Here is a 15,864-nt window from a genome sequence, read left to right as displayed (position 1 = left end):
CGCTAAACAAGAGCGCAAGCACAAAAATAAAGGGGCAGCGAGTCGACTCGCTGCCCCTATTCATGTGAGATTTTCTCAATTAATCGCTTTCAGCCGATTTGGAATGTGCCGCGATAACCTTTTCTGCTTCCTGTGAAGGGCATTCTTCATAAGAAGCAAATTCCATGAAGAATGTTCCCTGCCCTCCAGTCATGGAATTGAGATCCGGAGCATATTTCAGCATTTCAGCCATGGGAACATGGGCCTTTACCTCTGTCAGGCCGGCCTGGGAATCAGACCCCAGCACCTTGCCCCTGCGTGAAGAAAGGTCACCAATAACATCCCCCATAAAGGAGTCCGGCACCGCCACAGTCACCAGCATGATCGGTTCAAGAAGGGCCATATGAGCCTTTTCTGCCGCCTTCTTGAAGGCAAGGGAACCTGCAATCTTGAAAGCCATTTCTGATGAATCGACATTGTGATAGCTGCCATCATACAGTGTGACCTGAAAGTCGATAACCGGATACCCAGCAAGCACGCCTCGAGCGGCAGATTCCTGTATTCCCTTATCTACGGCAGGAATGAACTGCCGAGGAATGGATCCTCCGACAATCTTATCCACGAACTCATATCCCTCACCCGACCCTTGAGGGGCCACATGGATAAAGCAATCACCAAATTGCCCTCGGCCGCCGGACTGTTTCTTATGGCGCCCCTGCACTTCCCTGGCTCCGGTTTTGAATGTTTCGCGGTACGGGACCTTGGGAGTCTTCAGGACAATATCAGCCTTATAGCGCCTTCTGGCTTTTTCTACTGAAATTTCAATATGATTTTGCCCCATACCGGACAGAAGAATATCACCGGACTCTTCATCACGAGACAGGGTCAACGTGATATCCTCATCAAGCAGTTTGGCGACAGCTGCATATACTTTATCTTCATCACCCTTTTCAGCAGGAGCCAAAGCAAAGGTAATAAGCTGTGGTGCGCGTTCAGGCTTGATCAATTTGAATACGTCTTTCTCTACCAGAGTATCTCCCGTAGCCGTATTCTTCAATTTGGCAAGGGTGACGATAGCCCCAGGTCCCATGGCCTCTTTCGACGGGATTTGCTCCTTGCCACTTGTCAGCAACAATTGCCCCACGCGCTCTTTTTCACCGTTCGAGGCGTTCAACAAATGGGAATCCGGCTTGATTTGTCCTGATAACACACGAGCCAGTGTAAGCTGTCCGGCAAAAGGGTCAGCTTGTGTTTTGAAGACAAAACATGCCAGAGGTTCGTCTGGAGAACTCGGACGTTCCCCGTCTTCGCCAACCCAGGGAGCATGGTCCAATGGACCAGGCAAGAGTTTCTGTACAGTCTCAAGGATCATCTGTCCGCCTTGATTATTCAAAGCAGAAGACACCACGACAGGAACGAGTTCACCAGATGCAACTCCGGCTTTGAGACCTTTTATGCTATCTTCAGGTCCCAATTCCCCCTCCTCGAAATATTTTTCCATGAGGTCTTCATCGCTTTCCGCGATATTTTCAATCATGGTCTCTCGGAGACTTTCCACTTCATCCGCGATCTCGGCAGGAATATCAGCTTCCGTAACGGCACCATCCGCACTAAACAGAAAAGCTTGACCTGACAACATATCAACCACACCCTTAAAGTCTTCCCTGACACCAATGGGATAATAAAGAAGGACCGGCCGCGCACCCAATGCATCAGAAATACCAGTAAAAGCAGCATCAAAATCAGCTCGATCACGATCCATTTTATTGATGACAATCATGGCTGGTAATGCCCGAGCCTGAACTTGAGACCAGATTTTTCTGGTCAGCGGCTTGACTCCATCGACAGCATCAAGGACAAGCACCACACCGTCAGTTGCGGTCAAGCTATAGGATAAATCTCCGGCAAAGTTGGAATCCCCCGGAGTATCAATGAGAAAATGATCGTTTTTTTTCCATTTGTAATGAGCAAAACCAGGCTGAATGGAACCGCGCCGCTTGATCTCCTCAGGCTCATAATCGAGAATGGTATTCCCATCTTCGACTTTGCCGAGGCGATTGACGACGCCAGCGTTAAAAAGAAGCATCTCGGCGACAGAGGTCTTGCCGCTGCCGCCATGACCGACAAGTGAATATGTTCTCTGGGTGTTCAAGTCAGGCATTCTCTACTCCAGTATATTTATTGGTTTTTTACTCTAATTTGGGGCACCTCCGACCCCGTTTGGTCTAGGACACTTGGTTTTTGACAGGTTTAGTCCTATAGGAAGAGCAACGCGAAAATGTCAAGAGGGGTAAGCTGAGAAACACGGCTTCTCATCACATTGAAATAACAATGACTTTGTGTGTTCACCCTTACTGACCAAACAAAATCATCTTATTTTATAGAACCTTACGTTATAACCATTGAAGAAATGCCAGGAGCACACTTTGCAGCTTTCAAGCGAAATCATTACAGCTTCCGCTCAAGCTATCCAGACCACAGGCTCTCACCTGTTCTGGTCCGAACAGACCAACACTTCATTGAAGACTTCCCTTGAGGAAGTCGGTCAAACCACCCCAATCCTTGTTCAGGAGACAGAAACAGGCTTGGAACTCATATCCGGCTTCGCCAGAGTCATGATTCTAAAGGAACTGGGAAAGCCCGTTCTGGTCAGGTTGGTCGAGAGACTGACTGACATGGAGAAGGGGCTACTCTATCTGATTGAGAATACCCACCGTCTCCAAGATGATGGAATGAAACTCAAAGCACTTCGGTATTTCCGTACATTCACCTCAGAGAAGGAGATCCGGCAGACAGTTCTCCACCGTCTTGGTATCAAGCCGAAAAGCAAAGACGCCAAGCTCTTCATGACATGGCTGGAATTACCTGAAAACTGGCAGTCTCACCTGACCGCAGGGCGCATTCCCTTAGCTGCGGGAACCATCATTGCCAAAATGAATGACTCTGACAGACACGCCGTAGAACAGCTCTTCACAAACTACTCATGGTCACGCTCTAACGCCGTCAACGTGCTGACGTGGCTTTTCGAAACCTCTAAAATGACTGCTCATTCCATAGCGAACATTATGAATACAACTCATATGGACACAATGATGGGCCTGACTCTTTCTCCCAAGGACACCATTGCCCGCCTTGTCTCAACGGCAAAAAAAGCCCGCTACCCAGAGTTGACATCTCGCCAAAAGTCCTATGCCGAAACATCTGCAAAATTGGTTGCCGGAACAAAATGGCAGCTAGAACAACCAGATAATTTCGAAACAAATGAAGCAGAGCTGACTCTTCGAATCAAGAATTCCCAGCAGCTAAAAACAGCGCTCCACGATTTGGAAGACATGGTTACACGCCCTGAGTGGGAAATTCTCTGGACGATTGGAACCAGCCATGACTAAACAGCTCCCCAATCACCTGCGTCGCATCTCCCACATATTCGTTGATGAATCCATGCAGGATTCACTGATAGCAAGGAGAGTACAGAGGCGCCTTGCGGGTACGGATAAAGCAAACCTCCCGTGGACCGTCGTCTCCCCGGACATGGACCGTATTGAATTCAGCAAAGGTTCCGAACAGGCACTCTATCTTAAAGAATACAAAGGGAAATTCCTCCGATTCTGCCCTGGTACCAAAGCCTACCACTGCTGTGGATATCGTATCATCCACATTGGAGAGAACTGTCCGATGGCCTGTTCCTACTGTATCCTCCAGGCCTATTTCCAGGACCAAGTCCTCAAGATATGGGCGAACCAGGGTGACTTGTTCAGTGAACTTGCTGAGGGTTTTGCCAATCAGGCACAACGCTTCCGGGTCGGGACTGGAGAGTTCACAGATTCTCTCGCTCTGGAACACCTGACCGGATACAGTCATGATCTTGTCGAATTTCTGAATAACTACAGCAATGTAGCCCTTGAACTCAAGTCAAAAGTCGTTGATCTTTCATGGATGGATGCAGCCAAACGAACAGACCGAATTCTTCCGGCATGGTCCATGAATGCTCCCTTCATCAATGAACATGAAGAATTTGATGTCTCCACTTTGCGGGAACGACTCTCGGCTGCCAGGACATGTGCGGAAGCTGGTTTTCGAGTCTGTCTTCACTTCGATCCGGTCATTCATTATCCAGGCTGGGAAGAAGGCTATGCGGAAACCATCGACCTGATTTTTGATTATGTTAAGCCACACCAGATCGCCTACATGTCAATCGGCTCATTCCGATGCATGCCACAACTCACGCCTATCATTGCTGACAATTTCCCCAAAACGACATACATCTATGATGAGTTCATTCCAGGACTCGATGGCAAGGCCCGCCTCCTTCGCCCCCTGCGAGTGAAGCAATTCTCCTTCATCGTCAATCGACTCCGTGCGCATGGTATGGACAAACAACTCTATTTCTGCATGGAATCCACGGATGTCTGGAATGAAGTATTCGGTTATGCCCCAAAAGATTTTGGCGGATTGGCCAAGCGACTGATGGGACAGTCCTTTGATGATCAAAGCCAATGAACTTCCCGTTCAAATCAGATAAACTCGCCCGAAACTACCCAAGGATATGGAGAGAATGAACGACATCTATACCCCGACTGATCGTTTCGAAGAACTGGATCGCATTAATCTTGACGCTGTTTTCAAAGTCCTGGGAAAGGTGGAAGACAATCTCTATCTTGACCATGAGATGTGCTCCGTCTTTTTGGCACGCATACTAAATGACCAGACAGCCAATTCCCATCCGAAAACAGTTGATACAATTACGCGTCTTCTGCGCAAATCCATTGCACTCAGCCCATTCAATCACATGACATTAAATCTTGCGGCTCAACTTTCCGGAGACCCGCTCCTTCTGGAGCGAGCCAAGAAAATTGCACGATTTGAGGATGCCCCCTCACTCATGGATATGCGCCGAGTCATGTCGAGTCCGTCTGCTTTGCAGCGTCGAATCAATATATTGGAAGACATTCTCACCCAAAGGCCCGGACACATCGTCGCAGCCTCGCAACGCCTGCTGCTCGATTACTACCAAGGGAATGAACCAGGCCCATGGTTAAGCAAAATCGTCATCCCACCTTTTGCTCAGCCACAATGGGATGAACGCCTGTTTCTTCACTATTCAGAACTCGGTATGGCTGAAGACGCCCTGAGATTATGGCCCAGCCTCATTCAATCGAACAGAACTTCAGAGGTGCTCCTTAACCGTGCGGCTGAAATGTTTGCTCAAACAGGAGAGACACTTCAAGCGATTGATCTCTATGAGAAGTCACTCACCCAGGACCCTGCTCAAGGTCCGGTTAGGTACAGACTCAGCGAATTGAAAGGACCAACTCTTCCGGATATGGGACTTCTCGATACAAGCAATGTAACGATCTGCATTTATTCATGGAATAAAGCTGATGACCTCAAAATGACTTTGGAGAGTCTGGCAAAAACAACGCTTGGTCCGGCGAAGATTCGCATTCTTTTGAACGGGTGCACCGACAACAGTGAGGCTGTGACCGAATCAGCCCGCTCTCTCTTTCCTGACAACGACTTTCAAACTTTGGTTCTGCCCGTGAATGTGGGTGCTCCTGCTGCGAGGAACTGGCTTGGAAGCCTCCCTGAAGTCCGACAAAGTGAATTTGTGGCCTACCTTGATGACGATGTGGAATTACCCTCGGATTGGCTCGGTCATTACCTGACAGAAATGCAAAAGCACCCCACTGCTTCTGTGGTCGGGAGCAAAGTCATTTTCGGAAGCAACCAAAGGATGATTCAGTACCTCTACCGAAGCTTTTCCTTGGCAGAACCAGGCTTGCTCAAACTCACAGATCCCACTTCCATCGCCCTGACCGATATCGGCCAATATGACTTCTGCCGCTCCACAGATCATGTAATGGGGTGCTGTCACCTTCTTCGCATGGCTCATATGCCGGATGGTCCGGACTTTGATCTCCGATATTCGCCATCACAAGTTGACGACATTGCACATGACATCAAATTAAGGATCAACGGTGGAGAAGTTCGCTATTGTGGACTGGTCAAATGCATTCATCATCAAAACACAGGTGGCGGATTCATGAAAAAATTGACACAGCCACAACTCGGTCAGATTCTGGGAAATGATACAAAATTTTATTACTTTTTTCAGGAACATCTCAGCCGTATCAAAGAAATAATGAAATGAACTCTCTGAACAACTTTTCAAAGAGCCCACTTTATCACTTGTCATCTATATGATAATGGGCTAATTACCCCCGACTTCAAATTCACACATCCCGCCCATAACTCCGGGTGGTCCGTGATGGCACGGACTCCTAAATGGACTGCGGGATGGACGAAAAACCCAGGAGATTATCATGGCTTACGTTACTATGAAGCAGATGCTGGAAACCGGCGTCCACTTCGGCCACCAGACCCGCCGTTGGAACCCCAAAATGCGCCCCTACATCTTCGGCGCACGCAACGGTATTCACATCATGGATCTGCAGCAGACCGTCAAGATGTTTGCGACCGCCCATGACTTCATCGTCAACACCGTCGCCAAAGGCGGCAAAGTCCTGTTCATCGGCACCAAGCGTCAAGCTCAGGAAGCTGTCACACAGGAAGCGGAACGCGCTGGCATGTTCTTCGTCACTCACCGCTGGATGGGTGGCACACTGACAAACTTCCAGACCATCAAACGCTCCATCGACCGCCTCAAGAATCTCGAGCAGATGTTCGAAGATGGTTCCATTTCCCGCTACACCAAAAAGGAAGCAGTGGGCATGAACCGCGAGGTCAAGAAACTGAACCTTGCTCTGGGCGGAATCAAGGACATGCACGATGCTCCGAAGGCTGCTTTTGTCATTGATCCCAAGCGTGAACACATCGCCATTCAGGAATGCCGCAAATTGGGTATCCCTGTTGTCGCCGTTGTTGACTCCAATTGCGATCCCGACATGGTAGACTACATCATCCCCGGCAATGACGATGCAATCCGCGCCATCAAGCTGTTTGCCACTCACATGGCCGATGCCTGCATCGAGGGAAGCGCAATGCAAAAAGATTTCGCAGCCAAAGCTGCCGAGGAAGCCAAAGCCGCCAAAGCTGAAGCCCCTAAAACCGAAGAAAAGGCTCAGGCTCCTGCCGAAGCCCCTGCTCAGGAGAAGTAAGAATGGCTATCACTGCATCTCAGGTTAAGGAACTGCGCGAGAAGACCGGCGCAGGCATGATGGATTGCAAAAAAGCCCTGGTAGAATCCGGTGGCGATGAGGAAAAAGCAATCATGTACCTTCGCGAGAAGGGCCTGTCCAAGGCTGCCAAAAAAGCCGGACGCGCCACATCTGAAGGACTCGTCACCCCTTACATCAGTGAAGATGGCAAGACTGCCGTTATTGCTGAATTGCTGTGTGAAACCGACTTCGTTGCAAAAGGGGACGATTTTGTCGCCTATGCAAATGCTCTCTCCGAGAAAATAGCAGAACTGGATGTCACTACTGGCTCCGCTGCCGATCTGCCCGCAGAGATAGCTGACGTAACCGACCTCATCGCCAAGTTGGGCGAGAACATGGGCGTTGGTCGTTTTGCCAAGTTCACAACCGAAGGCGTACTCGGTGTCTACATCCACTCCAACAACAAACTCGGTGCCATTGTCGAAGTGACTGGCTCTGATGATGTTGAGATGGCTAAAGACATCGCCATGCACGTTGCGGCCATGAACCCATCCTGTATTACTTCTGCAGAACTGCCTCAGGACATTCTGGAGAAGGAAAAAGCCCTGTACATGAAACAGGCCATGGATGAAGGGAAGCCCGAGAACATCGCTGAAAAGATCGTCATCGGTCGACTCAACAAATTCTACTCTGAGGTATGCCTGATCAATCAGTCCTACATCAAGGAAGATAAAAAGTCCGTTAAGGACATCCTCGGCAAAGCCGAGGTCGCAGGCTTTGTGCGACTTGCCCTAGGGGAAGACGCCAAGGAAGAAGAAAGCGAAGACTAAACAAAAAGCGGGCCGCAAGGCCCGTTTTTTTTGGTAAGCATACAGGCTGTTGAGAAAAGTGCGATTGCCCCGGCAATCCGCTCTTTATCGACAGCCTGAAACATGCTATCGCCTGATGGCGAGTTTATGGAATCATGAGAAACTATACACGAGGTGGTAATGAACAAAGCGCGGTATAACCGGGTATTGCTCAAGCTCAGCGGCGAAGCTCTTGCCGGTGAACAAAGCTTTGGCATAGAACCGGAAGCCATTAACCAGTTTGCCAGGGAGATCGCCGAAGTCGCGGCCACAGGGCTACAACTCGCCCTCGTCATCGGTGGTGGAAATATCTTTCGAGGCATGGCAGCCAGTGCCAAAGGCATGGACCGGGCACAAGGTGACTACATGGGGATGTTGGCAACCGTCATGAATGCTCTCGCTGTTCAGGATGCGCTGGAAAAACATGGGTGCGACACCCGCGTCATGACAGCTATATCCATGGCAGAGGTGGCTGAACCATATATTCGCCGCCGGGCACAACGCCACATGGATAAAGGCCGCGTAGTCATTTGCGCGGCCGGAACAGGCAACCCGTATTTTACCACCGACTCTGCAGCCGCCCTTCGTGCATTGGAACTCAAATGCGATGCAATCTTCAAGGCAACCAAAGTGGACGGTATATACGATAAAGATCCTGCCAAATACGCCGATGCTGTCAAGTACGATACAGTTTCCTACATAGAAACATTGGAAAAACGCCTCGGAGTTATGGACTCCACAGCCATTTCCATGGCACGAGACAACGACCTGCCGATCATTGTTTTCAATCTCTATGAAGAAGGTAACATCCGCAAGGCAGCCAACGGAGAACCCATAGGAACGACAGTTCAAGGAGGAGACTAATATGCAATCTCTGCTCGAAGATGGAAAAAAACGCATGACCGGGGCTTTGACAGCCTTGGACAAGGATTTTGGAAAATTGCGCACAGGGCGTGCTACGACATCCCTGGTGGACAACATTGTCGTGGACTACTACGGCACCCCTACCCCCATAAGCCAGTTGGCCTCAGTCTCCATCCCTGACTCTAAGACTGTCAGCATCCAACCATGGGATAAAGGCGCATTCGGAGCCGTGGAAAAGGCAATCATGAATTCCGATCTCGGTCTGACCCCTGTCAACGATGGCAAGATCATCCGTATCGGCATTCCACCTCTCACAGAGGAACGCAGAAAAGATTTGGTCAAAATAGCCAAAAAATACACTGAAGAATGCAAAATAGCCATTCGCAATGTTCGCCGCGATTTGAACGATTCGCTCAAGGCCATGGAGAAAGAGAAGGACATCAGCGAAGACGAGAAGAAAAAAGGCGAAGCCGACGTGCAGAAGCTGACCGATGACTATGTCAAGGAAAGCGATCAAGCCTTTGTTGCCAAGGAAAAAGAAATTCTCGAAATCTAAGGGACCATTCTTGGACACTACCTCTATACCTGCCCACATTGCCATCATTATGGATGGCAATGGGCGGTGGGCGAAACAGCGCGGGCTTCCTCGAACTGAAGGCCATAAAGCCGGAACCGAGACAGCTCGCACCGTTGTATCGCGCTGCCATGAGTTAGGAATTAAACACCTGACTCTTTACACTTTTTCAAAAGAAAACTGGTCACGTCCCAAGGCTGAAGTAAAAACTCTCTTTGAGTTGCTGACCGCATTTCTCAAACGGGAAGAAAAGAGTCTGAAAGAACAAGGGGTCAAACTCAATGTTCTCGGCGATATCAATGACATGCCCATGACGGTTCGTCAGGTCCTCAAACATGTCATGCGCCAGACACAGGAATGCTCGACAATGACTCTCAACCTTGCCCTGAACTATTCGGGCCGGGACGAAATTCTTCGTGCCACCAGAGCACTGCTAGAAAAAGGACTTGAATCCTCTGAAATAACAGAGGAAATTTTTTCAAATGAACTCTGGACAGCAGGTCAACCCGACCCGGATCTAATCATCAGAACAAGTGGAGAACTTCGTCTCTCCAATTACCTTCTTTTCCAATGCGCCTATTCTGAATTGTACTTTACAGATATCTACTGGCCGGATTTTTCATCTGATGAACTTGATAAAGCTCTTGTTGAACTTGGTCACCGGCAACGTAGATTCGGCAAAACGAGCGATCAATTGACCTAAGCCAATATGAAGAGCGCAACGCATGTTGCCCCTGGTTTCCAAATAGCGTACATACTGAACACTCGCGCATAAAGCGCTCACTTAAAGCACCCGCTGAATATTACATATGGACATATCTCTTCATAAAAAAAGAATTGTTACAGCGATAGGCCTCGCGCTTATCCCGATTCTTGCTCTCGTCTTCCAAGGTTGGGTATTTTTTACTGTCCTTGCACTTTTCTGCTCCTTTACTCTCTGGGAGTTTTACAATCTTTTCAAGTCACACCAGGGTATCAAGACTGTCAAAAGTCTAGGGGCCATTTATACTTTTCTTTTACTGGCAGCTTTTTCGACGGGTAATCTTCTCTACCCTGCCCTGGTTTTCATGAGTGCCTTCTGGACAGCGGCCTTCATTTTTCTCTTTCGCTACAGCACAGACCTGAATGCATCATTTGTTCAGGCTATGATTTTTTTGACAGGACTTCTTTATATACCTGTCAATTTTCACTTTTTTTTGCATTTTAACAGATGGGAATGCGCTCTTGTCATTGGAGCGGCGGCCATTTCGGATACTGCAGCGTTTTATAGCGGGTCCCTGTGGGGCAAGAAAAAGATCTGGCCCAAAGTCAGCCCGAAAAAATCCTGGGCAGGCAGTATCGGGGGGATGACTGCATGCACTGTGTTGATATCCGTCTATGGCTTAATTTTTGGGCATGCATCCCTTTGGCAATGGATATTCCTTGGTATTATTCTCAATATTGCCGCTCAAATGGGTGACTTCTTCGAATCCGCTCTGAAGCGCTCCCTTGCGGTCAAAGATTCCGGCTCCATACTGCCCGGTCATGGAGGATTGCTGGATCGCGTGGACTCCATGCTTCTGGTTGTTCCCGCATATGGTCTGATGCGCATGGTTCACCCTTATTTTCAATAACCACGGACACACTGTGCAAACGTATATTTCTCCCTGGCCGCTTTCTGTCCCTCAACCTGATTTTCCTCGCTCAATCTGCATACTAGGAGCCACAGGCTCCATAGGGACAAGTGCACTCAAGGTTATCCGCAAACACCCGGATCTATTTACGGTGACAGCTCTTGCGGGCGGCGCTAATGCCAAACGGCTGGCACAGTTATGTGTAACGTTTCGCCCTCCGCATGTCGGTGTTCTGAATGAACAGGTCAGACAGGATTTCATCAGTTATCTCCCGTGCGGATATACGCCGGAAATACATGTCGGACCAGAAGGATATGCGACGCTTGCCGCGCTGAACAGTGTCGACCTCGTTCTTTCCAGCATCGTTGGCGCAGCTGGATTCATTCCCACCTTGGCAGCCGCTCAGGCAGGAAAAATGATTGGCCTTGCAAACAAGGAATCCCTGGTCCTTGGCGGGCATGTGATCCGTAAGGAATGCCATGCATCCGGTGCTACGATATTTCCTGTTGATTCAGAGCATAATGCCCTCTTTCAAGGACTTGTCGGACACCAAAGTAGCCAGGACGAAAACACTGACTTGAAGCGCCTGATACTGACTGCCTCTGGCGGTCCCTTCAGAGGCAGGAATAAAAACTTCTTGCAAACGGTGACACGAGACCAGGCTCTTGCTCATCCCAATTGGGACATGGGTGCCAAGATATCTATTGATTCTGCGACGTTGATGAATAAAGGGCTTGAAGTCATAGAGGCCTGCCATCTCTATGGAGTACCGGTTGAAAAGATTGATGTCGTTGTGCATGCTCAATCAATCATCCATTCGCTGGTCGAATACATGGATGGGTCACAACTCGCTCACTTGGGAAATCCGGATATGCAGATTCCCATTGCTCACTGTCTCTGCTTTCCCCGACGTGTTGAGGTCGATGTCCCACAACTCAACCTCGCCCAAGTTGGGACGCTGACATTTGAAGACCCTGATGAAGAAGCTTTCCCCTGCTTACGCCTCGCCCGCGAGGCTTTTGCCGCCGGACAAAGCCACCCGATAGTTCTCAATGCTGTCAATGAAGTTGCTGTAGCTGCTTTTCTCAATGAAAAAATACACTTTCTTGACATCCCCCAAATGATCGAACAGGCACTGACCTCTCATCAAGCTGTGAAAGTTGACACTCCGTCTGCTATTTTAGAGCTTGACCGCATCACTCGGGAAGAAGCAGAGTCTTCTCTCTAGCCAAATGATAATGAATGCTTATAATGAGTATCGTCGCACTTTGAATAACCCTGCGACACAATGAGGAACATATGCTGATAAGTGCCATCGCTATTGTAGTGGCCCTCGGAGGGCTTATTTTCTTTCACGAGCTCGGCCACTTTGCCGTAGCACGTCTCTTTGGAATGGGCGTCAAGGCTTTCTCCCTTGGGTTTGGTCCAAGACTGGCCGGGACCGTCTCGGGAAAAACCGAATATAAACTGTCCCTCATTCCATTAGGGGGATATGTTCAACTGGCAGGGGAAGATGGTGAAGAAGAGGAAGATGGATTTTCTGACGAGGAACTTTTTTCCAGCCGCCCGGCATGGCAACGCATGTGCGTTGTCGCTGCTGGTCCTTTTTTCAATTTTCTTCTCGCTTTTATAATCTTCTGGTTTCTTGCACTCGCTCAAGGGCAGGGAATCATTCTTCCTACCGTTGGCGGAATAATGGCCGACACTCCTGCGGCTTCGGCCGGATTCCGACTGGATGACCGGGTACTCTCAATTGATGGAACCTCCATCAATTCGTGGACAAAAATGGTCACTACAATCCGTGAAAGCGGAGAAAAAAGTCTCGAATTTATTGTTGAACGGGACGGTCAAACAGTCACTCTTTCCGTCACTCCCAAAGTCAATACCGTTAAGAATCTTTTTGGCGAGGAAGTCACTGTCCCCATGGTTGGCATCAGTCAAGGAGGCAAGGTCGAATACCACCCAATAGATGGAACCGGAGCCGGTCTTGCTCTGGAGCACACATGGAATATGGCTCACGTTGTGATCAAAGGTTTCCTCTCCATCATCGAACGACTGATTCCCGTTGAAAGCATCGGGGGGCCAATCATGCTGGCTCAAATGGTTCATGACAGCGCCCAGACCGGCATATATGCCCTTCTCAATATGGTTGCCATCATCTCCATCAACCTGGCAATTATCAATTTGTTGCCTATCCCTGTACTTGATGGTGGGCACATTCTGTTCTTTGGCTTGGAGCTTATTTTCAGGCGCCCTTTGAGCGACCGCTGGAAAGCTCTGGCGATGCGTTTTGGCATCATGATCCTCCTCCTCCTTATGGCATTGGCTATTTTCAATGATTTCCGCAGACTCCTTTCATAACTCGCAGAAACTGCTTCTCGCTATGGGCGGGACTGAAGAACGGTTACAGCTGGTTTTAGGAAAGCCGACGCAAACCGGGTACCAGATGGTAGCCTCACGAGAATGGACTGTACCGAGAGAATCCCTCCGAGTCCTGACTGCCGGACTGAAAGAGACCCTGGACACCCTCGGTCTCACAGTGTCCGATATAGGTCGTATCGCTTGTGTACGTGGCCCCGGCAGCTTTACCGGGCTGAGACTTGTCCTTGCAGCAGCCGAAGGCCTTGCTGCCGGATGTAACGCATCTCTGGCTGGAATTGATTACCTCGCCATGCTCGCGAGAGGACCGGCCCCCCTGCTCTCCGGCACCCTGCATGTCATGACGTACGCACGCAAAGGACTCGTCTACCTCAGGACATTCAACACTCCGTCCATGGAAGAAATCTTCCCCCTCACATCACTCTCACTTGATGCCGCAACTGAGCAAATTCTTGCCCAGGGCACACAAGCTGTTGTGATGGGGAGTGGCCTTCGCAAGAATCAAACCTATTTTGATGATTTCCAGAAAACCCACACAGGCTTTACCTTTCTTTCAAAAATATGGGATAATGCTTCACCTGAGCTTCTTCTGGAAACTGCCGCTGTTGCCGAGTTTGACGAAGCCCATATCACCCCGCTGTATGTGCGGGTCACAGATGCAGAGGATAACCTTGCTGATATTGCAAAAAAACGCGGCCTCGACCCACGAGAAGCCCGCAAAAGGCTTGATGAACTCCAAAATAGGTAAGCCCCTCACTTCTCACAGCCTCTCCCCCCAAAAAAAATCTTGACGCATGGCGCTCCCAGAGAACCATGCGTTTTTTTACGAAACATGCTCTGTCCCACTCCTAAAATGGCACAACCAAATAATTTCAATAGACTTTCCCGTACGAATACCGTCATGAAAAGAGCATCCTTTTTTTGAAAAGGATGCTCGACATAGGCAATATGCCCCCCGGAACAACAGGCTCATGAATGATGCCAAATGATCCGAGGGGACATGTGGGGGGCTTGTATTAAGGAGTAAGTCGCTCTGTTGTCTTCTCTAGCTGACGCCCCAATGGGGTCTGAAGAGAAATTTCCCGCTCAACTTTGGTGATGCCTTTGAGGACTGTGGAATGCCGGCGACCCAACTTTTCACCAATGGATTTAAGAGAAAGTTCAGTGTGCTTGCGGGCCAGATAAAAAGCGGTGTTCCGAGCCAGAACAATTTGTCGTTTGCGGCTTTTGGATTTCAGTTCTTCTTCCGAGAGTGAGTAACTTTTACAAATAAACTCAATAATATGTCCGAAATCCGGAGTCGGATTCTGGACAGCATAGTTATCCAGCACTTCCCATGCGAGATTCATGGTTACTGCTCGGTTGAGTAAGCGAGCTTTCAGGACCATGTTGTTCAAACAGCTCTCAAGCTGGCGGATATCAGTCGTGATTCGTTCGGCAAGCAACTCGGTAACTTCAACAGGAACATCCACCTGAAGCTTGCGAGCCTTCTCCTGTACGATCCGGCGGCGAGTCTCCATATCAGGCCTATTGATATGGGCCAGAAAGCCAGAACAAAACCGAGAGACCAAGCGGGAGTCGACCCCGGAAAAGTCTTTAGGCATGAACGAGCTGGTCAGGACCACTTTGCAGCCACGTTCACGTAATGCCCCCATCGTACAGAGCAGTTCTTCCTGCATCTTCTCCTTACCCTGAAAAAAATGCACATCTTCAAGAAGCAAGACATCAATACTTTCACGGAATTGAGCTTTGAACTGATCGATCTGCTTTCCCCGTATGGCAAGGACCATCCGAGTGGCAAAATTCTCTGACGAAAGACAGGCAACCCGGACATTCTTTTTATTGGCGGTTGCACAAAGTTGTTGCCCCACTGAATGCAGCAGATGCGTCTTGCCGAGCCCTGGCTCAGAACTCAAAAAGAGGTGATCGGAAACAAAAGCGGTGTCACAGATAGAGCGGCTTGCCGCACAAGCCAGTTCATTACTGGAACCAACGACAAAGTCGTCAAAAGAAAAACGCCAATTTTGAACCGGAATAGGTTTTGGCGTATTGACAATGGGCAATCCCAACGGAGTCGCCGATGGAGCCTTACCCAACGGTTTTGTCCGTACAGTCGTCATGGCCGGTTTTGTTTTCTTTTCGGTGCTTGCAGATATGCTTATCTTAGGCTCACTCCCCATTACCTGGGTTGCGGCCTCGCGGATGACCTGAAGAAGTCTGTCCCGAACCCAATTAGCAACAAAATCATTCGGTGCGGTAAGTATCAGTTTATTGCCTTCGACAGTGCCTCTGAGAGGCTTGATCCAGACGGTATACACGCCAGGATTGAGGCTCTTTTCGAGTGAACGGAGTATTTGCTTCCACGCAGTCTTCATCATGTGGTCGGTAATAATTGATTGTGGGTGCTCAGACAATTCTCGAATTCCTTTCGTATGCACAATGCACATGAGACTTTATCTACAGAGAGGTGACTCTTTAATAGACTTAAA

Annotated in this window: 14 protein-coding genes; 12 read left to right on the top strand and 2 right to left on the bottom strand. The window is 49.2% G+C overall.

Annotated elements, in window-relative coordinates; all coding sequences use genetic code 11:
* Nucleotides 1–79: 79 nt before the first annotated feature.
* On the bottom strand, nt 80–2,140 hold the full coding sequence (locus BN4_RS00120) for an elongation factor G (RefSeq protein ID WP_015413309.1): 2,061 nt from the start codon (nt 2,138–2,140) through the stop codon (nt 80–82).
* Between the two features lie 265 nt (nt 2,141–2,405).
* Between BN4_RS00120 and BN4_RS00115 the strand changes: the two genes are divergently transcribed.
* From BN4_RS00115 to tsaB, 12 genes are all read left to right on the top strand, one after another.
* Entirely contained in the window at nt 2,406–3,368 is a 963-nt protein-coding gene (locus BN4_RS00115) for a ParB/RepB/Spo0J family partition protein (protein WP_015413308.1), read from the top strand.
* On the top strand, nt 3,361–4,479 hold the full coding sequence (locus BN4_RS00110) for an SPL family radical SAM protein (protein ID WP_015413307.1): 1,119 nt from the start codon (nt 3,361–3,363) through the stop codon (nt 4,477–4,479). The genes BN4_RS00115 and BN4_RS00110 overlap by 8 nt, the downstream gene beginning before the upstream one ends.
* Before the next feature lie 55 nt (nt 4,480–4,534).
* Nucleotides 4,535–6,130 carry a glycosyltransferase family A protein gene (locus tag BN4_RS00105; RefSeq protein ID WP_015413306.1) on the top strand — a complete coding sequence of 532 codons (1,596 nt, stop codon included), beginning with the start codon at nt 4,535–4,537 and terminating at the stop codon, nt 6,128–6,130.
* A gap of 172 nt (nt 6,131–6,302) precedes the next feature.
* Nucleotides 6,303–7,097: a 30S ribosomal protein S2 gene (rpsB, locus tag BN4_RS00100; RefSeq protein ID WP_015413305.1), complete on the top strand. Its 795-nt coding sequence runs from the start codon at nt 6,303–6,305 to the stop codon at nt 7,095–7,097.
* 2 nt (nt 7,098–7,099) lie between these two features.
* Nucleotides 7,100–7,927, top strand: a complete 828-nt coding sequence (gene tsf, locus BN4_RS00095) for a translation elongation factor Ts (protein WP_015413304.1) — start codon at nt 7,100–7,102, stop codon at nt 7,925–7,927.
* Between the two features lie 159 nt (nt 7,928–8,086).
* Nucleotides 8,087–8,809, top strand: coding sequence for a UMP kinase (gene pyrH / locus BN4_RS00090; RefSeq protein WP_015413303.1), 723 nt, complete (start codon nt 8,087–8,089; stop codon nt 8,807–8,809).
* A gap of 1 nt (nt 8,810) precedes the next feature.
* Nucleotides 8,811–9,365, top strand: coding sequence for a ribosome recycling factor (gene frr, locus BN4_RS00085; RefSeq protein WP_015413302.1), 555 nt, complete (start codon nt 8,811–8,813; stop codon nt 9,363–9,365).
* A gap of 10 nt (nt 9,366–9,375) precedes the next feature.
* Entirely contained in the window at nt 9,376–10,086 is a 711-nt protein-coding gene (locus BN4_RS00080) for an isoprenyl transferase (RefSeq protein WP_015413301.1), read from the top strand.
* A gap of 106 nt (nt 10,087–10,192) precedes the next feature.
* On the top strand, nt 10,193–10,996 hold the full coding sequence (locus BN4_RS00075) for a phosphatidate cytidylyltransferase (RefSeq protein WP_015413300.1): 804 nt from the start codon (nt 10,193–10,195) through the stop codon (nt 10,994–10,996).
* Between the two features lie 13 nt (nt 10,997–11,009).
* Nucleotides 11,010–12,224, top strand: a complete 1,215-nt coding sequence (gene dxr, locus BN4_RS00070) for a 1-deoxy-D-xylulose-5-phosphate reductoisomerase (RefSeq protein ID WP_015413299.1) — start codon at nt 11,010–11,012, stop codon at nt 12,222–12,224.
* A gap of 71 nt (nt 12,225–12,295) precedes the next feature.
* Entirely contained in the window at nt 12,296–13,357 is a 1,062-nt protein-coding gene (rseP, locus tag BN4_RS00065) for an RIP metalloprotease RseP (protein ID WP_015413298.1), read from the top strand.
* A complete protein-coding gene (gene tsaB, locus BN4_RS00060) occupies nt 13,332–14,123 on the top strand; it encodes a tRNA (adenosine(37)-N6)-threonylcarbamoyltransferase complex dimerization subunit type 1 TsaB (protein WP_015413297.1) in 792 nt (263 codons plus the stop codon). The genes rseP and tsaB overlap by 26 nt, the downstream gene beginning before the upstream one ends.
* A 268-nt stretch (nt 14,124–14,391) precedes the next feature.
* Here the strand turns inward: tsaB and dnaA are convergent, their stop codons facing one another.
* Nucleotides 14,392–15,753, bottom strand: a complete 1,362-nt coding sequence (gene dnaA, locus BN4_RS00055; RefSeq protein WP_051053295.1) for a chromosomal replication initiator protein DnaA — start codon at nt 15,751–15,753, stop codon at nt 14,392–14,394.
* Nucleotides 15,754–15,864: the final 111 nt, after the last annotated feature.

The organism is Pseudodesulfovibrio piezophilus C1TLV30 (assembly GCF_000341895.1).
GTDB lineage: Bacteria > Desulfobacterota > Desulfovibrionia > Desulfovibrionales > Desulfovibrionaceae > Pseudodesulfovibrio > Pseudodesulfovibrio piezophilus.
Note: the sequence above shows the minus strand (reverse complement) of the source record. Positions and strands in the feature narration are given on the sequence as shown.